19 protein-coding genes are annotated in these 20,786 nt (G+C 66.0%); 16 read left to right on the top strand and 3 right to left on the bottom strand.

Going from position 1 to position 20,786, the window contains the following annotated elements; translation table 11 throughout:
* Positions 1–23: 23 nt before the first annotated feature.
* Together AC3WUM_RS21365 and AC3WUM_RS21360 are read right to left on the bottom strand one after the other, a co-directional pair.
* Complete coding sequence (locus AC3WUM_RS21365) at positions 24–611, bottom strand: nitroreductase family protein (RefSeq protein WP_492412906.1); 588 nt, start codon at positions 609–611, stop codon at positions 24–26.
* Positions 612–614: 3 nt separating this feature from the next.
* The gene (locus AC3WUM_RS21360; RefSeq protein WP_492412905.1) at positions 615–1,220 is read right to left on the bottom strand and encodes a hypothetical protein; all 606 of its coding nucleotides are present in this window, start codon (positions 1,218–1,220) and stop codon (positions 615–617) included.
* A 117-nt stretch (positions 1,221–1,337) separates the two neighbouring features.
* Here AC3WUM_RS21360 and AC3WUM_RS21355 point away from each other — a divergent pair, with 117 nt between their 5' ends.
* The 10 genes from AC3WUM_RS21355 to AC3WUM_RS21310 all read left to right on the top strand — a co-directional run bounded on the left by AC3WUM_RS21355 (position 1,338) and on the right by AC3WUM_RS21310 (position 10,929).
* On the top strand, positions 1,338–1,496 hold the full coding sequence (locus AC3WUM_RS21355) for a hypothetical protein (RefSeq protein ID WP_492412904.1): 159 nt from the start codon (positions 1,338–1,340) through the stop codon (positions 1,494–1,496).
* Positions 1,497–1,547: 51 nt separating this feature from the next.
* Positions 1,548–1,805, top strand: a complete 258-nt coding sequence (rpoZ, locus tag AC3WUM_RS21350; RefSeq protein WP_492412903.1) for a DNA-directed RNA polymerase subunit omega — start codon at positions 1,548–1,550, stop codon at positions 1,803–1,805.
* 97 nt (positions 1,806–1,902) lie between these two features.
* On the top strand, positions 1,903–2,106 hold the full coding sequence (locus tag AC3WUM_RS21345; RefSeq protein ID WP_492412902.1) for a hypothetical protein: 204 nt from the start codon (positions 1,903–1,905) through the stop codon (positions 2,104–2,106).
* Between the two features lie 6 nt (positions 2,107–2,112).
* Entirely contained in the window at positions 2,113–2,766 is a 654-nt protein-coding gene (locus tag AC3WUM_RS21340) for a lysophospholipid acyltransferase family protein (RefSeq protein ID WP_492412900.1), read from the top strand.
* 79 nt (positions 2,767–2,845) lie between these two features.
* Positions 2,846–3,223 carry a hypothetical protein gene (locus AC3WUM_RS21335; protein ID WP_492412898.1) on the top strand — a complete coding sequence of 126 codons (378 nt, stop codon included), beginning with the start codon at positions 2,846–2,848 and terminating at the stop codon, positions 3,221–3,223.
* 84 nt (positions 3,224–3,307) lie between these two features.
* On the top strand, positions 3,308–4,810 hold the full coding sequence (locus AC3WUM_RS21330) for an ATPase domain-containing protein (protein ID WP_492412896.1): 1,503 nt from the start codon (positions 3,308–3,310) through the stop codon (positions 4,808–4,810).
* Positions 4,807–6,756: a hybrid sensor histidine kinase/response regulator gene (locus AC3WUM_RS21325; RefSeq protein ID WP_492412894.1), complete on the top strand. Its 1,950-nt coding sequence runs from the start codon at positions 4,807–4,809 to the stop codon at positions 6,754–6,756. Before AC3WUM_RS21330 ends, AC3WUM_RS21325 begins: the two co-directional genes overlap by 4 nt.
* 88 nt (positions 6,757–6,844) lie before the next feature.
* Complete coding sequence (locus AC3WUM_RS21320; protein WP_492412892.1) at positions 6,845–8,860, top strand: PAS domain-containing protein; 2,016 nt, start codon at positions 6,845–6,847, stop codon at positions 8,858–8,860.
* A gap of 56 nt (positions 8,861–8,916) precedes the next feature.
* A complete protein-coding gene (gene trhO, locus AC3WUM_RS21315; RefSeq protein WP_492412890.1) occupies positions 8,917–9,795 on the top strand; it encodes an oxygen-dependent tRNA uridine(34) hydroxylase TrhO in 879 nt (292 codons plus the stop codon).
* Positions 9,796–9,813: 18 nt separating this feature from the next.
* Positions 9,814–10,929, top strand: coding sequence for a DUF1615 domain-containing protein (locus AC3WUM_RS21310; protein ID WP_492412889.1), 1,116 nt, complete (start codon positions 9,814–9,816; stop codon positions 10,927–10,929).
* A 31-nt stretch (positions 10,930–10,960) separates the two neighbouring features.
* On the opposite strand, the gene AC3WUM_RS21305 is transcribed toward AC3WUM_RS21310, so the two are convergent.
* Positions 10,961–11,800, bottom strand: coding sequence for a class I SAM-dependent methyltransferase (locus tag AC3WUM_RS21305; RefSeq protein ID WP_492412888.1), 840 nt, complete (start codon positions 11,798–11,800; stop codon positions 10,961–10,963).
* 181 nt (positions 11,801–11,981) lie between these two features.
* Here AC3WUM_RS21305 and AC3WUM_RS21300 point away from each other — a divergent pair, with 181 nt between their 5' ends.
* From AC3WUM_RS21300 to AC3WUM_RS21275, 6 genes are all read left to right on the top strand, one after another.
* Positions 11,982–12,623, top strand: a complete 642-nt coding sequence (locus AC3WUM_RS21300; protein ID WP_492412886.1) for a TetR/AcrR family transcriptional regulator — start codon at positions 11,982–11,984, stop codon at positions 12,621–12,623.
* Between the two features lie 87 nt (positions 12,624–12,710).
* The gene (locus tag AC3WUM_RS21295) at positions 12,711–15,110 is read left to right on the top strand and encodes a TonB-dependent receptor (RefSeq protein ID WP_492412884.1); all 2,400 of its coding nucleotides are present in this window, start codon (positions 12,711–12,713) and stop codon (positions 15,108–15,110) included.
* Between the two features lies 1 nt (position 15,111).
* Positions 15,112–16,569 (top strand): AMP-binding protein, encoded by a 1,458-nt coding sequence (locus tag AC3WUM_RS21290; RefSeq protein ID WP_492412882.1) that lies wholly within the window; start codon positions 15,112–15,114, stop codon positions 16,567–16,569.
* A 26-nt stretch (positions 16,570–16,595) separates the two neighbouring features.
* On the top strand, positions 16,596–18,161 hold the full coding sequence (locus tag AC3WUM_RS21285; protein WP_492412881.1) for a carboxylesterase family protein: 1,566 nt from the start codon (positions 16,596–16,598) through the stop codon (positions 18,159–18,161).
* Between the two features lie 25 nt (positions 18,162–18,186).
* On the top strand, positions 18,187–19,623 hold the full coding sequence (locus AC3WUM_RS21280) for an MFS transporter (RefSeq protein WP_492412880.1): 1,437 nt from the start codon (positions 18,187–18,189) through the stop codon (positions 19,621–19,623).
* Positions 19,620–20,783 carry a glycoside hydrolase family 1 protein gene (locus tag AC3WUM_RS21275; protein ID WP_492412878.1) on the top strand — a complete coding sequence of 388 codons (1,164 nt, stop codon included), beginning with the start codon at positions 19,620–19,622 and terminating at the stop codon, positions 20,781–20,783. Before AC3WUM_RS21280 ends, AC3WUM_RS21275 begins: the two co-directional genes overlap by 4 nt.
* Positions 20,784–20,786 lie beyond the last annotated feature (3 nt).

The raw sequence follows: 20,786 nt of genomic DNA, 5'->3' as shown, positions 1-20,786 counted from the left end.
ACCGCGATCCAGCGTCCGCGAACTCAGAGCCGGAACGCACCCTCGCAGGCGATCTGTTCGACCGGACGCCGCGGGCTCGGCGATTCGCGCTCGCGCAGCTTTTCGGGCAGGTCTTCGATCGCGCCGGGCTTGCCGACGGCCACCATCGCCTCGACGGCGTACTCCTGTGGAATGCCGAGCTCCGCCTGCGCGCGCTCGTAATCGAAGCCCTGCATGCCATGCGCGACGAGCCCGCTCTGCGAGGCCTGCAGCGCCAGGTTCTGCCAGGCCGCGCCGGCGTCGAACGAATGCGTGCGCGAAGGCTTGCCGTTGTGATCGAAGGTGGTCTTCGAGACGATCACGATCAGCGCCGCGGCCTTGTCCGCCCACAGCCGGTTGGCATCGACCAGCAAGCCCAGAAACGTCGGCCAGTGCGCGGTGTCGCGGCGCGCGTAGAGAAAGCGCCAGGGCTGGTTGTTGTTGGCCGAGGGCGCCCAGCGCGCGGCTTCGAACAGGCTCATGAGCTGGCTTTCGTCGAGCGCCTCGCCCGACATCGCACGCGGAGACCAGCGGTCGACGAACAGCGTTTCGACCGGGTGATCCGCCTGCCGCTTTTCACTTCCCTTGATCATGTTTCAGCTTCCTTTCTTCTTGCGTTCGCGATGCACCGGCGGACTCACGCAAACACGCGCGAGGGCCTGCATCGGCGCGATTTCGACCGCATCGATGCGCTCGAATTCCACGCCCGGCAGCAGCGTCTTGGCGCCGAAGATGTCGGTGCGGAAACAGGTCACGGTCCAGTCGATCGCGGACAACGCAGCCAGCGTGCGATCGCCAGCCTTGAGCGTGACCACCAGCGGCGTGCCGCCTTCGGCCGAATGACGCTTGTACGGGCTGCCCGTGAAACGCGTTTCCACGAACACGCCATTGGCCTGCCGGGTCGCGACGACGTGCAGGTTGGTGATGTCAAACACCGGGCCGCTATCGGCCGTGAACGGAATCACCGGGCCGTCGAGCACTTTCACGGTGCTGGACTGCGATACGAAGCTGAACCGCGCGACTTGCGAACTCGCTGGCTGCGCGGGCGGCGGCGATTGCGCGTCGCCCGCACCGGACCACAGCAGCGCGCACAGCGCGAGCTTGCCGACGATCGGCCTGCGCAGCCGATCGAACGGACGCGAGCGACAAGCTCGCAAAACGCGATCGGGACAGGTACTGGCGCGCGGGATGGCAATCGGCATGGGTCGCATTCGTCCGTGGTGGCCATTCAGAGTATCGCGAGGCCGCAGACGGCGCCCGCCGCGGCTCGCCGATTTCGTATCGGGTCTACACTGCTGCGCCCTCTGCAGGTGAATCCCGTGCCCAAGCCCAATTACCGTTTCGACAAGCGTCAGCGCGAACTCAAGAAGGCCAAGGAGCAGGAGGAGAAGCGCCAGAAGAAACTCGCGCGCGGCCCGGCCGCGGACGAGACGCCGAACCCGGGCTCGCCAGAGCGGCCCGCGGACGCGCCGGAGTGATTTGAGCGTATAGTGGCCCTACCGTGCTTTTGCGGCTCTTCAGAGAACCCTATGGCACGCGTCACCATCGAAGACTGCCTGTATCACATCCCCAATCCCTTCACGCTGACGCAGGTCGCGGCCAAGCGCGCGCGGCAACTGGCGCGCGGCGCCAACTCGCAATTGCCTTTCGAAGACCACAAGTCCACCGTCGTGGCGCTGCAGGAAATCGCACGCGGCCTCGTGGACGAAGCCATCCTCGTCCAGGCCGATCTTCCGCTCGTCGAACTGCCGAAGCTCGAGCTCGACTCCCTGGAAAACCTGCTGTGAGGCCGCTGCACCGGGCGTAATGCCCGGATCACGCATGCGCCAGCCGGCTCATGCGAACGCCGTACCTTGGCCGCGGCCAGGGCCAAGGAGAGGCGCCATGACCTGCAAACTGTGTACGGACCAGATCGGTCTTCCGGCCGAATGGCGCGCGCACGGCAAGCTCGAAGGCCCGGGGTCGGCGCGCACGCGCGGCTATCTCGTTTCACCGAACCAGAAACTCTACGCCTGCAAGGCTTGCGATACCGTCTTGCGCAAGGGACGCAACACCGGCTGGACGCTCGCCACCAAAGTCGCCGGTTAGGCTCGCATGGTTCGCATCCGGAACAGCTGGGGATCGCTGGTGGTCTTCGGCTTCGTCAGCCTGCTGGCGGCGACGTATCGCTTTCGCTGCCCGCATGGCAAACGGCGGGTTCGGCACGAAAACACCGGCGGCTATCTGCTGGCGGTCTGGCACCAGAATCTGCTGGCCGGCATCCTCGCCCAATCGGGCCGCGCCCATTGCGTGATGGTGTCCCGTTCGCGCGATGGTCAATGGGTGAGCGATCTGTGCGAGCGCCTGGGCCACCGCGTGCTGCGCGGCAGTTCGCGCCGCGCAGGCGTCGACAAGGGCGGCGCGCAGGCCAAGCACGAGATGATCGGGGCTTTGCTCGACGGCCTGCCCGGCGCGATCACGGTCGATGGTCCCAAAGGCCCGGCGCACGAGGTCAAGCCGGGCATCGTCGACATGGCGCGCCTGTCCGGACTTTCGATCATCCCGTACCTGCCGCTGCCGAGACGCTACTGGTCGTTTCCGAGCTGGGACGCGTTCCGCCTGCCTCTGCCGTTCACGCGCATCGACGTTCACTACGGCTCGCCGATCGCGGTGCCCGTCGACCTCGACGTGGAAGGACTTGCGGATTGCCGCCTGCGGATCGCGCAAGCACTGAACGCGCTCGAGCTGCGCGCACGCAGCCTTCATTGAAACGCAGGGGCCGGCCATCCGCCGCGACTGCGCCCGCTCGCGTCACACCCTCCATCGTTTGCCCGAGACCTCTCCCGCCATGGCGCTCAAACCACGTGTCACCGACCACCAGCAACGAGAGCGGCGTCAGCGCGGCTATGCGGGCTCGACCACCCTCTCCGAACGATTTCCGCGCTTGCGCGAGCTGGTGTTCGAACTTCGATTCACGGGCGCCGGCGGCAAGCCGCTGCTCTCGCCGTACAAGCAGATCTACACCGGCGACATGCAGGCGTTCTTCGAACTGCAATGTCCATCCAGGGAGTGCACGGGCGGCGGCTTCGATCTGAACGCCGCCGCGGCTCACGCGGCCGGCAGTCACGAGGGGATCAGCCGCGGGCACCTACAGTGCCGTGGTGTGGCTCAAGGCTCGGCCTGCGTGGTCGAGCTCCACTACCAGGCCGTCGCCTTCATCACCTGATTCGGAATCACCTGATTCAGAAGCTGGCAATGCCCTGGTTCCATTGCGAACGCTAGCGGCCCGCGAGAGCCGACGGAGGCCCCGATGTCCGATCCGACGATTCAGCCCCGCAACCAGCCCCGCATCCTCGCCAAAACCGGAATAACCGGCTTCGACTCGGTCATCGGCGGAGGCTTCGCCCCGAATCGCCTGTATCTGCTCGAAGGCGCGCCGGGTTCCGGAAAGACGACGCTGGCCCTGCAGTTCCTGCTGGAAGGCGTCCGCAACGGCGAGTCGGTGCTCTACGTCACCTTGTCGGAAACCGAAGAGGAACTGCGCGACGTCTCGGCCTCACATGGCTGGTCGCTGGATGGCATCACCATCAGGGAGCTGAATCCCGCGGGGAACGACCTGACGGCCGAAGACCATTACACGATGTTCCATCCGTCGGAAGTCGAACTCGGCGAGACCACCAAGGCGATCCTCGCGGACGTGCAGCGCATCAATCCGACCCGCGTGGTGTTCGATTCGCTGTCGGAGCTCCGGCTGCTGGCGGGCTCCGCGCTGCGCTACCGGCGCCAGATTCTCGCGCTCAAGCTGTTCTTCACGGGACGCAAATGCACGGTCCTGATGCTGGACGACATGACCAGCGCCAACCACGACCTGCAGGTGCAGAGCATCGCGCACGGCGCGGTCCGGCTCGAACAGCTGGCCCCGCAATACGGCGCCGAGCGCCGGCGGCTGATGGTGCTCAAGTACCGCGGCGTGGCGTTCCGCGGCGGCTACCACGACTATGTGATCCAGCGCGGAGGCCTGCAGGTGTTCCCGCGCCTGATCGCGAGCGAGCGTGAAATCGAGCCCCGGATAGAACGCATCGCCAGCGGTATTTCCGCGCTCGACAAACTGCTGGGCGGCGGGCTCGACCGGGGCAGCAGCACGCTGGTGGTCGGCGCGCCGGGCACCGGCAAGTCGTCGCTCGCCGCGTTCTACGCCTGCGCCGCCGCGCAGAACGGCGAGAACGCCGCGCTCTTCATCTTCGACGAGAGCGTCAAGACCTTCATGACCCGAAGCAAGGGAATGGGGCTGGACCTGCAAACCCACGTCACCGCCGGCAGTCTCGTGCTCCAGCAGATCGACCCGGCCGAAATGTCGCCCGGCGAGTTCATCCACCGGCTTCGCCACGAAGTCGAGGCACGTCACGCCAGCGTGATCGTCATCGACAGCCTGAACGGCTATCTGAACGCGATGCCCGGCGAGCGCTTCCTGGTGATCCAGCTGCACGAGCTGCTGACCTATCTCGGCCACGCCGGCGTCGCCACCATCCTGATCGGGGCGCACCAGGGCCTGATCGGCAGCCAGATGAATTCGCCGATCGATGCCAGCTATCTCGCCGACACCGTGGTGCTGATGCGCTACTACGAGATCCGCGGCGAGGTTCGCCAGGCGGTTTCGGTGATGAAGAAACGAAGCGGCGCGCACGAGCGTTCGATCCGCGATTTCCGCCTGGGCGCCGATGGCGTTCACGTCGGTCCGCCGCTGCGCAATTACCGGGGCATTCTGACCGGCGTGCCGGTCGAACAGCCCGCGCAGGACGAGGCGCCCAGGTGAACCGAGGTTCCGGCGCGTGGGACGACGAGCGGCTGCTGCTGCTCGTTCCGACCAGCCGCGACGCGCAGCTCAGCGGCGAGATTCTCGGACGCGCCGGAGTGGCCTGCAGCATCTGCCCCAGCCTCGACGCGCTGCCGGCCGAACTCGATCGCAACGTCGCCTCGCTGCTGATCGCCGAAGAAATCTTCGCCCGCGATCATCGGGGCCTGCTGGCGTCCTGGCTCGCGCGGCAGGAACCCTGGTCCGATCTGCCGATCATCATGCTCGCGCGTCCCGGAGCGGATTCCGAAACCCTCATGCGCGCCGTCGACCAGCTTTCCAACGTCACGGTCATCGATCGTCCGACGCGCATCGCGACGCTCGTGAGCGTGGCGCGCTCGGCCATTCGCGCGCGCAGGCGCCAGTGCCAGCTTCGCGAGCATCTGATCCTGCGCGAACGCACCGAGATCCAGCTCCGCGAAAGCGTCGAGGAAGTGCGGACCTTGCTCGATACCCTGCCGATCGGGGTGATCATGACCTCCGACACCGAGACGCGCGACATCACCGGAAACGCGCGCGCCCATACCCTGCTGCGTGTGCGGACCGGCGAGAAGTTCGACGGTCGCGTGCGCATCTTCGAAGGCGACACCGAAATTCCGCTCGAGAATCATCCGCTGGCGCGCGCGGCGCGCGGAGAGAACGTGGTCGCCGACCACGTCGATCTGCGCATCGACGACACCGTGATCCATGCGATGGTGTGGGCGACGCCGCTGCGCAATCTGCAGGGCGAGCCGCGCGGCGCGCTGGCCGCCATCCTCGACCTGACCGAGCAGCGGCGCGCCGAAATGGCGCTGCGCGAATCGGATCGCCGCAAGGACGAGTTCCTCGCCATCCTGGCGCACGAGCTGCGCAACCCGCTCGCGCCGGTGCGCACCGCGCTCGACATTCTCAAGCGCGAAACCGAGCCGTCGATGCGGCAGAGCCTGCACGAGATCATCGAGCGGCAGGTCGAAACCATGGTGCGCCTGGTTAACGACCTGCTGGACGTTTCGCGCATCGCCCGCGGCACCACCGATCTCGACGAGCAGATCGTCGACCTCCGGCAGATCGTCCTCAGCGCGATCGAGATCAGCCAGCCCCTGATCGTGGCCGGTCGGCACCGGCTGACCACCGACCTGCCGCCGCATCCGGTCCGCATGCGGGCCGACCCGATGCGCCTCGCGCAGGTGTTCGCCAACCTGCTCAACAACGCCGCCAAGTACACGCCGGTCGCGGGCGAGATCGCGATCCGCGTCGATATCCCGGACCAGCAGGCACGCATCGTGATCGAGGACGACGGCATCGGCATCGCCCAGGAGATGCTGACCGAGGTCTTCGACATGTTCAGGCAGATTCGCGAGGGCGGGCAGAAGCCGTCGAGCGGGCTCGGCATCGGCCTGACCCTCGTCAAGCGGCTGGTCGAGCAGCACCAGGGCTCGGTGGTCGCCGAGAGCGACGGCATCGGGCTCGGCAGCCGCTTCATCGTTCGCCTGCCGCTGATGGAGACCGATGCTCCCGCCCAGACGTTTCCGCAGTCGGAGTCGGCGTTCTCACTGCGCGGCCTGCGCGTGCTGGTGGCTGATGACAACGAGGACGCGGCGACGGTGCTGAGCCAGTTGATCCGGATGCTCGGCGGCGTCTGCAGCGTGGTGAACGACGGTGACGAGGTGCTCGATGCGTTACGCGCCGGCAAGCCGGCCGTCGCCATTCTCGACATCGGCATGCCTCATCTGGACGGATACGAGGTCGCGCGGCAGATCCGTGCACTGCCCGAGTTCGACGATGTCGTGCTCGTGGCCCTGACGGGCTGGGGCCAGGAGGAAGACAAGCACCGCTCGCGCGAGGCGGGCTTCGACTTCCACTTGGTCAAGCCGGCCGCCTACGACGAGCTCAAGGCGGTGCTGGCGCCGCGGCTTCCGGAGGCCTAGCGCCCGAACCGTACGAGCCTCTCGCTCCAGCATGAGTCCGAGTCGATGCGTCATCATGGTGGCCTTCCCGAACGATGAGAAGCCTCCGATGCCTCAGGACACCATGGCCCGCGTCCACCTGGATCGCTACCGGACCTTGTTCGAGCTCATGGACACCGGCTTCTGCGTCATCGAGTTCATCGATGGGCCCTACGGGCCGCTGAGCGACTACATCCACATCGAGGCCAATGCGGCCTACGCGCTGCATGCGGGCATTCCGAACGTGGTCGGGCAGAAGGTGCGCGAGATGGTGCCGGCCGAGGCCGCCGGCTGGGTCGAGCTCTACGGCAGCGTGCTCAGGACCGGCCAGTCGATCCGCTTCGAGCGCGAACTCGTGGCCACCGGACGCTATCTGTCGGTGTCGTCGTTCCGTATCGGGCCCGAGAGCCAGCGGCTGGTCGCCGTGCTGTTCCAGGACGTGACCGAGCGCCGGCGTGCCGAGCTGGCGCTCAAGGAGCTCAACGACACGCTCGAGGCGCGCGTCGCTTCGGCGCTCGCCGAGCGCCGGCTGCTCGCCGACATCGTCGAAAGCACCAATGCCTTCATCCAGGTGGTGGACCCGAACTACCGGCTCATCGCGATCAACACCGCGTCCGCGCGCGAGTTCGAGCGTGTGTTCGGCGTCTGGCCGCAGGCCGGCGACAACCTGCTCGAGCTGCTCGCCGGCGAGCCCGAAAGCCAGTCGCTGCTGCGCACCACCTGGTCGCGCGCGCTGGCCGGCGAGGAGTTCGTCGAGGTGCTCGAACTCGGCGCCGAAGGCGGCGAACATCGTCACTACGAGCTGCGCTACAACGTGCTGCGGGATTCGAACGGCGAGCAGATCGGGGCGTATCAGTTCGCCTACGACGTGACCGAGCGCCTGCAGGAGCAGCAACGCCTGCGCATGGCCGAAGAAGCGCTGCGCCAGGCGCAGAAGATGGAAGCGGTCGGCCAGCTCACCGGCGGCATCGCGCACGATTTCAACAATCTGCTGGCCGGCATTTCGGGCGCCTTCGAGATGATCTCGATGCGGCTCTCGCAAGGGCGCACGGGCGACATCGAGAAGTACATCACCGCGGGACAGGGCGCGGCGCGCCGGGCCGCCGCGCTCACGCATCGCCTGCTCGCGTTCTCGCGCAGGCAGACGCTCACGCCCAAGCCGATCGTGATCAACCGGCTGATGTCCGATCTGGTCGAGCTCGTCCGCAGAACCGTCGGCCCATCGATCAAGGTCGAGACGATCGCCGCGGCCGGCCTCTGGCCGACGATGGTCGATGCCAACCAGCTCGAGAACGCCCTGCTGAATCTCTGCATCAACGCGCGCGACGCGATGCCGGACGGCGGCACCATCACGATCGAAACCGCGAACAAGTGGCTCGACCAGCGCACCGCGAGCGAACGCGGGCTCGAGCCCGGCCAGTACGTGACGACCTGCGTGAGCGATACCGGCGTCGGTATCGAGAAATCGATGCTCGATCGCGTGTTCGACCCGTTCTTCACGACCAAGCCGATCGGCGAAGGCACCGGCCTGGGCCTGTCGATGGTCTACGGCTTCGCGCGCCAGTCCAACGGCCACGTTCGCATCTACTCCGAAGTCGGCCAGGGCACGATGGTCTGCATCTACCTGCCGCGCCATCTCGGGCCGGAAGCCGTCAACGAGCCCGATGCCCCTGCGCATGCCGCGCAGACCGGCCAGGGCGAAACCATTCTGGTCATCGACGACGAGCCGTCGATCCGCATGCTGATCGTCGAGGCGCTCGGCGAACTCGGCTATCGCTGCGCCGAAGCCGCCGACGGCCCATCCGGCCTCGAGATCCTGAAGACCAGCCTGCACATCGATCTGCTGATCACCGATGTCGGTCTGCCGGGCGGGCTCAACGGCCGGCAGGTGGCCGAAGCGGCGCGCGAGTTCAAGCCTGGTCTCAAGGTGCTGTTCATCACCGGTTACGCGGAGAACGCGGTGCTCAACCACGGGCACATCGCCTACGGCACCGAGGTCATGACCAAGCCGTTCTCGCTCAACGACCTGAGCGCCCGCATAGAACGCATGTTGAACAGCGGGAGGCCGGGCGGCGAGCGGCGCTGAGCAGGCGCAAGCGGTAGCGCACTACAATCCGGGCTCCTCACGAAATGCATGGATCGATGCCCCCGTTCGTTGTCGCTGCGCTGTATCACTTCGCCGCCGTTCCGGATTTCGCCGCGCTGCGCGAGCCCTTGCACGAAGTCTGCTCGCGAGCCGGCATTCGCGGCAGCCTGCTGCTGGCATCCGAAGGCATCAACGGCACCATCGCCGGCACGCGAGAAGGCATCGATGCGGTGCTGGCGCATCTGCGCGCAGACGCGCGCTTCGCCGCGCTCGAGCACAAGGAATCGCTGGCCGCCGAGCTGCCGTTCGGCCGGCTCAAGATCAAGCTCAAGAACGAGATCGTGACGATGGGCGTGCCGGGCATCGATCCCGCCAGGATCGTCGGCACCTACGTCGAGCCGCAGCAATGGAACGCGCTGCTCGCGAACCCGGACGTGCTCGTCATCGACACGCGCAACGACTACGAGGTGAAGGTCGGCAGCTTCGAGAACGCGGTGTCGCCGCGCACGCAGAGCTTTCGCGAATTCCCGGCTTACGTCGAACGCGAACTGCGCGGACAGGAGCAGCGGCCGATCGCGATGTTCTGCACCGGCGGCATCCGCTGCGAGAAGGCCACCGCATACCTGCGCGAGCAAGGCTTCGAACAGGTCTATCACCTGCGAGGCGGCATCCTCAGATATCTCGAGCAGGTTCCCGAAGCCGACAGCCTCTGGAACGGCGAGTGCTACGTGTTCGACGAACGCGTGGCCGTCGGCCACGGCCTGAAGCCCGGTATCACGCGGCGCTGCGAGGCCTGCGGCGATCCGCTGTCGATCGAGGAGCAGGCCTCGGCGGATTTCGTGCCCGGCGTGCATTGCCCGAACTGCGTCGGCGAGCTGACGCCCGAGCGTCGCGCGATGCTCGAAATGCGCCGCGCCCAGCGTGGCGCGGGCTGAGCGCCGCTCATAAAAAACATGCGCTTTCGATCCCGAGGTCTGCTCGCAGCGCTGTGCGCCCTGATCGCCGCCGGATGCGCGACCGAGCAGCACAGCACCGAGCCGGCGATCAGCCCGACGCAGGCCCGCGCGCTGATCGCGCGCGCCCTGCCGTCGGCGGCGGCGGCGGATCGCGAGGGCTGGACCACCGACATCTACGCCGCTTTCGCCGCGATGGAGCTGCAGCCGAGCGCGCAGAATGTCTGCAGCGTGATCGCGGTGACCGAGCAGGAATCGAGTTTCCAGGCCGATCCGAAGGTCGCCAACCTGCCGGCGATCGCCTGGAAGCAGATCGACGAGCAGGCCGCGCAGCACGGCATTCCGAAAACCGTGGTGCGCACGGCGCTGAAGCTGCAGTCGTCCACCGGCAAGAGCTACGCGGCGCGCATCGACGCGGCACGCACCGAGCGCGACTTGAGCGAAATCTTCGACGAGCTGATCGCGCGCGTTCCGCTCGGCCGGAGCTTCTTCGCCGACCGCAATCCGGTGCGTACGGGCGGACCGATGCAGGTCGCCATCGCCTATGCGCAGTCGCATGCCGAGCAGCGTCCCTATCCGTATGTGATCGATGAGAACGGCGGCGTGCGACGCGAGGTGTTCACGCGCCGCGGCGGCCTCTACTTCGGCATCGCGCACCTGCTCGACTATCCGGCGAACTACGACCGCCCGCTGTATCGCTTCGCCGACTACAACGCCGGCCACTACGCGAGCCGCAATGCGGCGTTCCAGAGCGCGCTGACGCTCGTCTCGGGCATTCCGCTCGATCTCGACGGCGATCTGGTGCTGCCGAATTCGAGCGAGCCCGGCGCCACCGAGCGCGCAGCGCGCGTGCTCGGCAAGCGGCTCGACTTGAGCGACAGCGCAATCCGTCGCGACCTCGAAAAGGGGGACGGCGCAGACTTCGAACGCAGCCGGCTCTACGAGCGCGTGTTCGAGCTCGCGGATCGGCTCGAAGGCAAACCCGCGCCGCGCGCGGTGCTGCCGCAGATCCGGCTCAAGAGCCCCAAGATCACGCGCAAGCTGACCACCGCCTGGTTCGCCGGGCGCGTGCAGGAACGCTACGAACGCTGCCTGGTTCGCGCCGCGGGCCGCTGAGCGCGAGCCCGCGACGTGCGTGCATCGAGCCTTACGACTTCGGCTTGACGAACTTCAGGGTCATGCGATCGGATTCGCCGATCGCCAGGTATTTCCCGCGATCCTGATCGCCGAGCTTGAGCGTCGGCGGCAGCGTCCAGACGCCGTCGGGATAATCCTTGGTGTCCTTGGCGTTGTCGTTGACCTTGGAGCTGGCCACGAACTCGAAGCCCGCGAGCTTGGCGAGCTGCTTGACGTAGGCCTCGCTGACGTAGCCGCTCTTCTTCATCTCCTCGAGCGTTTCGCCGGGCTTGCCGCGATGCTCGACGACGCCGAGCGTTCCGCCCGGCTTGAGTGCGGCGTAGAAGCTCTTGAACGCCGCGAGCTCGGTTTCGCGCGAGATCCAGTTGTGGACGTTGCGGAACGTCACCACCAGATCGGCGCTGCCCGCAGGCGCCACTTCGGTACGCAGCGGCGGCTGGAATTCGGTGATCGTCGGCTTGCCGTAGCGCGACGGATTCGCGCTGAATTTCGCGCTCAGCGCCGCGACCGATTTCTTCGCGCCTTCCGACGAATCCGGCAGCGTCGTCGCCGGACCGGCCGCGTAGTAATGACCGCGCTCGGCCAGGTACGGAGCGAGGATTTCGGTGTACCAGCCGCCGCCGGGCGAAATCTCGACGACGGTCCAGTCCGGCTTGATTCCGAAGAACGTCAGCGTCTCGGCCGGATGCCGATAACGGTCGCGCGCGCGATCGGCCTCGGGACGCTCCTGGCTGGCGATCGCCGCCTTGAGCTTGGGATCGACCGGGCTGGCCTCGCCCTTGGCTTGCGCGGCGGTGGCGGTCAGCAACAGCAGCGCGGCGAGCGGCAGATGCAGTTTTCTTGTTTTCATGAGTTCGATGTCTGCGGGAGAAAATGGATCGGAGGGCTCGGAGCTTAACAGCCGTCTGTTCGATGTCTGCCTGAACATTTCGTTAGCCTCGGTAAACCGAGAAAAAACTAACGAACGATAGCTTGTTATTTATGAAAGAATCACTTTAGAATCCATCCACGCCAACCTAACGAGTGTTAGTTTGAACGAGATCAACACCAATCGCCGCCTGGCTGCCATGACCACGCTGCTGCCGCCCGGCATGACGCCGGAGGGCTCGCGCGGCCTGATCCTGAGCGAGGCGCTGCGGCTGTTCGCGGAACATGGCTACGGCGGCGCGTCGATCCGCGACATTGCCCAGCAGGTCGGCATCAAGGGCGCCTCGGTCTACTCGCACTACCCGTCCAAGGCGCACGTGCTGGCCGAGTTGCTGCGCATCGGCCACGAAGAACATTTCCGCCGCATACGCGCCGCCTTGCTGGCGGCCAGCCCGGAGCCGACGCAGCAGCTGATCGCGGTCATGCGTGCACACGTTCTCGCGCATGCCGAATATCCGATGCTCGCCGTCGTCGCGAGCGCCGAGATGCACGCGCTGCCGGCCGAATTCGCCGCGCCGATACTCGAAGTGCGCCGCAACTCGGAGATGCAGTTGCTCGACGTGATCCGCCGCGGCACCGAACTCGGCGTGTTCGACGTGCCCGACGCCGAACTCGCGCTCGCCGCGATAGCCGCCATGGGCGTGCGCGTGGCGCACTGGTATGCGCCCGACAACAAGAGGACACCGGAGCAGATCGCCGATGTCTTCGCGCAGTTCGCGTGCCGCCTCGTCGGAGTGGCGGTGTAAGCGCAAGGCGCGGGTTCTAGCGGTTCATCACCGGCGGCGACAGACCGCTGGAGTAGCTGTACGTGCGTAACAAACGAGGAGAAGGAAATGCGCTGCCATTCGAGCGCGATGCGGCCGGCTGCCCTGTGCACGGCCATCGCCATGCCCGCCGTCATGCTGTACCCGGCCTCGCCGGCCATCGGACAGACCCAAGCCCCGGATGATGCCTCAGTGAATGCGGGATCATTTCAGACCCTTGCGGTCGGCGAACAGGGCCCGGGTTCGAACGAGGCTCCGCTGGCGCGAGCGCAGGACCGGCCGTTCCAGATCGAGGAAGTGATCGTCACCGCGACCAAGCGTGAGCAGAGCATTCGCGAGATTCCGGCCTCGATCACCGCGTACTCGGGCGAGAAGCTCGAGAGCTCGGGCAAGCTCGCTCTCAACGACTTCATCCAGGAGACGCCGGGCGTCACCGCCGCACAGGCCGCGCCGGGCTATACGCGACTGACCTTCCGCGGCATTTCGACAGATACCAATCCCTACGCGGGCAACGCCCAGCCGGTCGGCATCTTCATCGGCGATACGCCGTTCACCGATCCGTACATCGCCAACATCGTTCCGGACCTGAGCGCCTTCGATCTGGCCGACGTCGAAGTGCTCAAGGGCCCGCAAGGCACGCTGTTCGGCGGCTCCGCATTGTCGGGCGCGGTGCGCTATCAGCTGCAGGAACCGGTGTTGCGCGAATGGCAATTCCGTGGCTTCACGCAGCTCGCGCAGCCCAAGGGCGGCAGCAGCGCATTCACCTACGGCGTCGCGGGCAATGCGCCGATCGGCGATGAGCTCGCGATCCGCCTGAACTACGTGAGCCGCGAATACTCCGGCACCGTCGACGACTTGCGCTACGACAAGAAGAACGTCGATCGCTCCGACGGCGACGGCCTGCGCGCGCAACTGCTCTGGCAGCCCGGCGCCTGGAAGATCAAGCTCACGCATCTGACGCAGGATTTTTCGGGCGACAACCTGCTGCAGGCCGTCGATTCCCCACGCGGCCCACGCGAGACCGATCGCGCGGTGCTCGCGATGCCGTCGAGGAACGAATTCGGTCTCGACAGCCTGGAAGTCAGCTACGACTTCGACAGCGTGCGCGTGGTCTCGCTGACCTCGCACGTCGATCGCGATGCGGTGTTCACGAGCGACGTCACGACCTCGCTGATCGGCACTCCACCGCCTGGCTATCCGCAAACCGCGGCCGTGCTGTCGAAGGTCACCAACAATTCGAAGAGCACCTCGCAGGAATTTCGCCTGCAGTCGACCGGCGGCGGTGATTTCAACTGGCTCGTCGGCGCGTACTTCTTCGACTACGACGGCTACTTCAACATCCTCATCGACACGCCGCTCAACCAGAGCCTGCTCGGCCCCGGCAGCCTGCTCGGCAGCAATCCGCTGCTCAGCGCGCTGTTCGGCGCCCTGGGCGTGCCGAACCTCGGTTCGCTGACATCCCTGCTCGACGGCACCTCGGACGCCAAGTCGCAGGAGCGCGCGCTGTTCGCCGATGTGTCCTACGAGCTGTTCGACGGCCTGACCGTGTCCGCTGGCGGTCGCTTCTACGAAACCGAGGTCAAGGGCGGTTTCGTCGGCTCGGGCCTGCTGATCACCGGCAACCAGAACGACGGTCTCGGCAGCAACACCGTCGCCAAGCTCGACGAGCGCGGCTTCAACCCGAAGCTGTCGGCGACGTATCGCTTCGATCGCGACTTCTCGATTTATGCATCGGCAGCGAAGGGCTTCCGCTTCGGCGGCCTGCAGGCCTTGCCATCGACGCCGACCAACGGCGTGCCGCCAACCTACAAATCCGACACGCTGTGGAATTACGAGATCGGTCTGCGCAGCGACTGGCTCGATCGCACGCTGCGCGCGGACCTGACGGGTTTCTACATTCGCTACAGCAACCCGATCATCACGCAGCAGACGCAAGGCATTCCGATCAACTACAACACCAATGTCTCGGCCGCGATCAGCCGTGGTGTCGAAGCCAGCCTGTTGTGGAACACGCCGATCCGCGGACTCACCGCCTCGCTCTCCGGCGGTTACACCGACGCCCACATCACCGAAAGCTTCACCGCGGCCAATGGCGATGTCGTCGAACCCGGCGCGCGCATGCCCGGTTCGGCGAAGTTCCAATACAGCTCGTCGCTGCAATACCTGCACGCCTGGGATCAGTTCACGCTCGCGCCGAACGTGAGCTACACCTACGTCGGAAAGGGCTACAGCAACATCACGCACGACGTCGAGATCAACGATCTCGGCACGCTCAACGCGGGCCTCGTGCTCGGAGCGGAAAACATTCCGGGCAAGCCCAAGCTCGCCTTCAACATGATCAACCTTCTCGACACCACGCGGCCCGTGGCGGGCTCGTCCGGCACTGCAATCGTCACGCGCCAGCAGCAAACCATTTACCTGCTCAATCCGCCGCGCACGCTGACCGTGCGCCTGGGCCTGGAGTTCTGACATGGCGATCGTCCCAGCCACCGAGTCGATGCGGCGCTACGCACAGGCGCATCCCGATCATCCCGCGCTCACCATCGACGGCGAAACGCTCACGCGCGCCGAACTCGAGAATCGTACGAATCGGCTCGCACGCGCATTCGAGCAACGCGGCGTGCGCGAAGGCAGCTTCGTCACGATCGCGCTGCCCAACACCATCGCCTTCGTCGAAAGCGTGATCGCCGCCTTGAAGCTCGGCGCGACGCCGCAGCCGGTGTCGAGCCGCCTGCCGAAAGCGGAGCTGTCCGCGATCGTCGAACTCGCCTCGCCTGCGCTGATCGTCGGCGCCGAACCTGCGGATTTTCCGGGGCGTGCGGTGATCGAAGCGGGTTTCGTCGCATCATCCGAGCTGTCCGAAGAACCCTTGCCGATCAAGACCGCGAAGCACTGGAAGGCACCGACCTCCGGCGGCAGCACCGGGCGTCCGAAGCTGATCGTCGCCACCGCCGCGGCCGAACTCGACGAGCACGCGCCGCCGTATGCGATGCCGCTGCTGCTGCCGCGCGAAGGCGCGGTGCTGGTTCCGGGCCCGCTGTATCACAACGCACCGTTCACCACCTGCCTGCAAGCGCTGTTCCGCGGCAATCACGTCGTCGTCATGCGCCGCTTCGATCCGCTGCAGACGCTCGTGCTGATCGAACGCCATCGCATCGACGCGGTGCTGTTCGTGCCGACGATGATGTCGCGCATCTACAAGCTCGACGAAGCCGAGCGCGAGGCCCACGACCTGTCGTCCCTGAAGGTCGTCTATCACATGGCCTCGCATTGTCCGGACTGGCTCAAGTCCGCGTGGATCGAATGGCTTGGCGCCGAACGCATCTTCGAACTTTATGGCGGCACCGAGATGCAGGCGCTGACCATCATTCGTGGCGACGAATGGCTGCAGCGTCGCGGCTCGGTCGGTCGCTGCGTCCACGGCCAGATCAGGATCGTCGACGAGAACGGCAAGGAACTCGGCAGCGACGAAATCGGCGAAGTGGTCATGCGCTCGGCGCCCGGTGCGCCGCCGAGCTACTTCTACATCGGCGCCGAGCCCAAGCGCATCTGCGATTGGGACAGCCTCGGCGACATCGGCCGCCTCGATGCCGACGGCTATCTGTACCTCGCCGATCGTCGCACCGACCTGATCCTGCGCGGCGGGGCGAACATCTATCCGGCCGAGGTCGAAGCCGCGATCGACGAGCATCCGGCCGTGCATTCGAGCGCGGTCATCGGCCTGCCCGACGACGATCTCGGCCAGCGCATCCACGCGATCGTGCATGCGCGCGCAGCCCTGAGCGGCGAGGTATTGAAAGCGCATCTCGCCAGCCGGCTCGTGAACTACAAGATTCCAGCCTCGTTCGAATTCTCGAGCGAGCCCTTGCGCGGAGACGACGGCAAGGTTCGCCGCTCCGCATTGCGCGCCGAGCGCATGCCCCGTTGAGCGCTCACCACACAGGATCACAACCGATGTCTCATCCGATCAGGAACAAGGCGACACGACAAACCACGAGCGCCTCGACGATCGAGCGCTCCACCCGCCTGGGCCGCATTCGCGGCATCGATCGCCTGGGCGTCGAAACCTATCGCGGCGTCCGCTACGCCGAGCCGGCGCAGCGCTTTCGCGCCGCCGTGCTCGCGAGCCAGCCCTGGCAGGATGTCTACGACGCCACCACCTGCAAGGCGGTCGCGGTGCAGCCTCCGATCTCGGTCGCAGTCTATGGGCCAGCGCCCGATGCGGCTTACGCGGAAGATTGCCTGCTGCTCAACATCCACACGCCCAAGGCGCCGGCTTCCGAAGCGCGGCCGGTGATCGTGTTCATCCATGGCGGCAGCTTCACCACCGGCAGCGCGCATTGCTACGACGGCACCGCGCTCGCGATCGGCGCTGACGCAGTGGTGGTCTGCATCAATTATCGGCTCGGGCTGTTCGCGGCTTTCGATCTCGACTGGCTCGGCACCGGGCGCGACGGGCAAGGCCAGCTCTGGCTCGGCGATCAGATCACCGCGCTGCGATGGGTGCGCGACAACATCGCGGACTATGGTGGCGACCCGAGCCGCGTGACCGTGATCGGCGAATCCGCGGGCGCCGTTTCGGTCGCCGCGCTGTGCGCCGCTCCGCAGGCCGAAGGGCTCGTGCATCGTGCCGTTGCCTGCAGCACCGGCTACATGGTGCTGGAGCCTTCGCGCGATGTGGTCGCAGCCGTCGCCAAGTCGCGCGGCAAGACGCGTGCGCAGGCGATCGAATACCTGAAAACCGCCACCACCGCCGAGCTCTCGGCCTTGCAGAAACGCAGCAAGATGCTGTCTCCGCTGCCGGTGGCCGGCACCCCTCTGTTGCCCGGCAGCATGGAACAACTCATCGAAGCCCGGGGCCGCAAGGCAGTTCCGCTGATCGCCGGCTACGCGACGCATGAAGGCCTGTCGATGGAGTTGATGCTCAAGGTCGCCAGCGGCTATCCGCAGCCCGTCGTCGCGGTCATCGCCCACATCGTCGCGCGGCTTGTCGCCATGCATGGAGCCAAGAGCAAGGCGAACGTCAAACGCTACCTGCGGCTGCTCAGGAAAGTCTCGGGCGGAATCGGCTTCGGCAGGGCTTTCAGCGATCTGATCTGGACCGACGGCTTTCGCCGCGGAGCCGTCGACTATGCCGAGATGACGACACGCGCCGGCAGCCGGGCCTGGGTCTATGCGATGGACATCCCGATGCGCTTCGCGGGCCGCACCATCCCCTCGAGCCACGGCATCGACGTGGCGCTGACCTTCAACCCCGGCGACGATCCCGAGGCCACCGTGCCGATGTTCGCCGATCACCCGAACGCGAGGCCGCTCGCCCGGCGCTGGGTGGCGATGCTCGGGCACTTCGCGCGTCATGGCGAGCCCGGCGATGCGCTCGGCGAATGGCCCGCGTACGAACCCCTGCGCCGCGCCTCGCTGTGGGTTTCGGGCGACGGCTGCAAGGTCGAGCACGATCTCGAAGCCCGGTATCGGCGCGAAGTGTGGGAGCGCTTGCCGGCGCCGGCGAAGGCGTCCTGACCGACCCCGCGCTCGCGAGAACACCATGAGCACTGCCAACCCCGCTGCGCACGCAAACCTGAGCTTCCCGACCAAGCTCTCGTACGGCTTCGGCTCCATCGCATTCGGCATCAAGGACCACGGCTTCAACACGCTGCTGATGCTGTATTACAACCAGGTGATCGGCCTGCCCGCTTCATGGGTCGGGCTGGCGATCATGCTGGCGATGCTCGTCGACGCGGTGGCCGATCCGCTGATCGGGCATTGGTCGGACGGCGTCAAATCGGCCTGGGGACGGCGGCATCCGTTCATGTACGCCTCGGCGATTCCGGTCGCGGTGGCCTACTTTCTGCTGTGGATGCCGCCAGCGGGCAGCAACGAACTGCTGTTCGCCCACCTGCTGATCGTCTCGATCATCGTCCGCACTGCGATCAGCTGCTACGAAATTCCATCCGCCGCCTTGCTGTCGGAGTTCTCGAGCAGCTACGAAGAGCGCACCAGCCTGTCGACGTTCCGGACGCTGTTCTTCGCGATCGGAACCGTAGTCACGGCGGTGCTGGTGTTCAAGGTCCTGCTGGTGCCGACACTCGAGTATCCGGCCGGACAGCTGAACCCCGCGGGTTACCTGCGCTATGCGAGCGTGGCGGCGGTGGTGATGGCCCTCGCGATCCTGATCTCCACGGCTGGCACGCATCACCGCATTCCGTCCTTGCGTACCCTTTCGATCGAACGCGGCGATGGCGGCAGCCTGCTCTCCGGGCTGCGGGTGCTGGTGACCGATCGGACCTATGTGAGCGTGTTGCTCTGCGTGTTCCTGTTCGCCGTCGCCACCGGCGTGACGACGACACTCGGCGTCTACATTTCGACTTATTTCTGGCGCCTGAGCGCCGACGACATCGGCACGGTGGCGGGCGGAGCCGGCGGCGGACTGTTCCTGGCCTTGATCGTCCTGCACTTCGCGAGACGCTTCAGCAAGAAGCGTGTCGCCGTGAGCTTGTATTCGGTCGCCCTGCTGGCCGGCGCACTGCCGGTCCTGCTCGGCCTGGCGGCCCTGATGCCGCAAAACGCCAAGGCCTTGCTGCCCTTTCTCACCGCGAGCTACCTGCTCATGACCACCGGCGTGCTCGCCGCACTGGTCGTGAGCCAATCCATGGTGGCCGACGTCGCCGATCACATCGAACTCAAAACCGGCCGCCGCATGGAGGGCCTAATGTTCGCGGCCATGATCATGACGAGCAAGGCGGTATCCGGCGTCGGCGTGTTCCTGTCGGGCGCGATCCTGTCGGTGATCGGGTTCCCCGAGAAAGCCGATCCGGCGACCGTCGATCCCTCGGTGGTGGCTCAGCTCGCGCAGATCTACGTCGGCTGCATAGTGGTCTTCGTGATCCTCGCGCTGATCGCGCTGAGCTTTTATCCGATCACGCGCGAGATCCACGAAAAGACCCTGCGTCAGCTGGCGGAAAGAACGAAGGCCACGCCATGAACAGCATCGCGCCGCTACCGGCATCCTTCATCTGGGGCGTTTCCGCGTCGGGCTACCAGAGCGAAGGCGGCAACGTCGATTCAAACTGGGATCGCTACAACGCCGAGACGCCCAAGCAGGATCGTTACGGACTTTCGGTGGACTTTCGCCATCGCTACCGCGAAGACATCGCGCTCGCCAAGCAGCTCGGCGTCGATACCTTTCGCATCGGCATCAACTGGGCCCGCGTCGAGCCTCGACCGGGCGAATTCGACGAAGCCGAGCTCGCCTACTACGACGACGTGCTGCGCACGATGCTGGAGCTCGGCATCCAGCCGCTGATCACGCTCGATCACTTCGTCTACCCTGGCTGGATCGATCGCCAGGGCGGCTGGACGAATCCGAAGACGCCGGACGACTTCATCCGCTACTGCGAACTCATCGTGCGCCGCTATCACCGCCAGGTTCGCCTCTGGCTCACGTTCAACGAAGCCGGCTTCTTCGTCATGATCGAGAAGAAGTATCGCAGGCTCGATCGCCGCGGCGTGCGTGCGATGAGCGATCACCTGATCGCAGCGCATCGCAGCGTCTACGATCTGATTCATGCGCAGCGAGCGGATGCGATGGTGTCTTCGAACGTGGTTTGCTGCGGCGAAGGCCTGATCTCCTGGTTTCTTCAGCGCCACACCGACAGGCTGTTCCTCGACGGCGTGCTCGACAAGCTCGATTGCATCGCCATCGACTACTACTATCGTGGCGTGACTCCGGCTTTGCTCAAGGGCCGCATGTGGGAGTGCGATCCCGCGCCCGACGGGCTTTACCGCGCGCTCAAGCGATACGCGAAAAAATATCCGCAGCTGCCGATCCTGATCGCCGAGAACGGCATGCCGACCTTGAACGCCCAGCCTCGCGCGGACGGCATCACGCGTAGCGAGGCGCTCGAGGACTGCGTCTACTGGACCCAGCGCGCGCATGCCGATGGCGTGGCCGTGATCGGCTACCTGTACTGGAGCCTGACCGATAACTTCGAATGGGGCAGCTACGGCCCGCGCTTCGGCCTCTACACCGTCGATGTGCTCACCGACCCGACGCTCGCGCGTGTGCCGACCGATGCGGTGGAAACTTACCGGAGCATCATCCGCGAGCGCGGCGTGTCCGCATCGCACAAGCCAAGGCGCTAGGGG

The organism is Hydrocarboniphaga sp. FW305-C-57, assembly GCF_058783045.1.
The sequence above is the reverse complement of the archived record's forward strand: the minus strand, read 5'-3'. Positions and strand labels throughout refer to the sequence as shown.

What these genes read in the sequence shown, in the direction of transcription:
- AC3WUM_RS21320 (WP_492412892.1), top strand. Translation starts at nt 6,845, where the DNA reads ATGCCTCAGGACACCATGGCCCGCGTCCACCTGGATCGCTACCGGACC.
- rpoZ (WP_492412903.1), top strand. Translation starts at nt 1,548, where the DNA reads ATGGCACGCGTCACCATCGAAGACTGCCTGTATCACATCCCCAATCCC.
- AC3WUM_RS21295 (WP_492412884.1), top strand. Translation starts at nt 12,711, where the DNA reads ATGCGCTGCCATTCGAGCGCGATGCGGCCGGCTGCCCTGTGCACGGCC.
- trhO (WP_492412890.1), top strand. Translation starts at nt 8,917, where the DNA reads ATGCCCCCGTTCGTTGTCGCTGCGCTGTATCACTTCGCCGCCGTTCCG.
- AC3WUM_RS21360 (WP_492412905.1), bottom strand. Translation starts at nt 1,220, where the DNA reads ATGCCGATTGCCATCCCGCGCGCCAGTACCTGTCCCGATCGCGTTTTG.
- AC3WUM_RS21365 (WP_492412906.1), bottom strand. Translation starts at nt 611, where the DNA reads ATGATCAAGGGAAGTGAAAAGCGGCAGGCGGATCACCCGGTCGAAACG.
- AC3WUM_RS21280 (WP_492412880.1), top strand. Translation starts at nt 18,187, where the DNA reads ATGAGCACTGCCAACCCCGCTGCGCACGCAAACCTGAGCTTCCCGACC.
- AC3WUM_RS21305 (WP_492412888.1), bottom strand. Translation starts at nt 11,800, where the DNA reads ATGAAAACAAGAAAACTGCATCTGCCGCTCGCCGCGCTGCTGTTGCTG.
- AC3WUM_RS21345 (WP_492412902.1), top strand. Translation starts at nt 1,903, where the DNA reads ATGACCTGCAAACTGTGTACGGACCAGATCGGTCTTCCGGCCGAATGG.
- AC3WUM_RS21330 (WP_492412896.1), top strand. Translation starts at nt 3,308, where the DNA reads ATGTCCGATCCGACGATTCAGCCCCGCAACCAGCCCCGCATCCTCGCC.
- AC3WUM_RS21310 (WP_492412889.1), top strand. Translation starts at nt 9,814, where the DNA reads ATGCGCTTTCGATCCCGAGGTCTGCTCGCAGCGCTGTGCGCCCTGATC.
- AC3WUM_RS21290 (WP_492412882.1), top strand. Translation starts at nt 15,112, where the DNA reads ATGGCGATCGTCCCAGCCACCGAGTCGATGCGGCGCTACGCACAGGCG.
- AC3WUM_RS21340 (WP_492412900.1), top strand. Translation starts at nt 2,113, where the DNA reads ATGGTTCGCATCCGGAACAGCTGGGGATCGCTGGTGGTCTTCGGCTTC.
- AC3WUM_RS21275 (WP_492412878.1), top strand. Translation starts at nt 19,620, where the DNA reads ATGAACAGCATCGCGCCGCTACCGGCATCCTTCATCTGGGGCGTTTCC.
- AC3WUM_RS21335 (WP_492412898.1), top strand. Translation starts at nt 2,846, where the DNA reads ATGGCGCTCAAACCACGTGTCACCGACCACCAGCAACGAGAGCGGCGT.
- AC3WUM_RS21285 (WP_492412881.1), top strand. Translation starts at nt 16,596, where the DNA reads ATGTCTCATCCGATCAGGAACAAGGCGACACGACAAACCACGAGCGCC.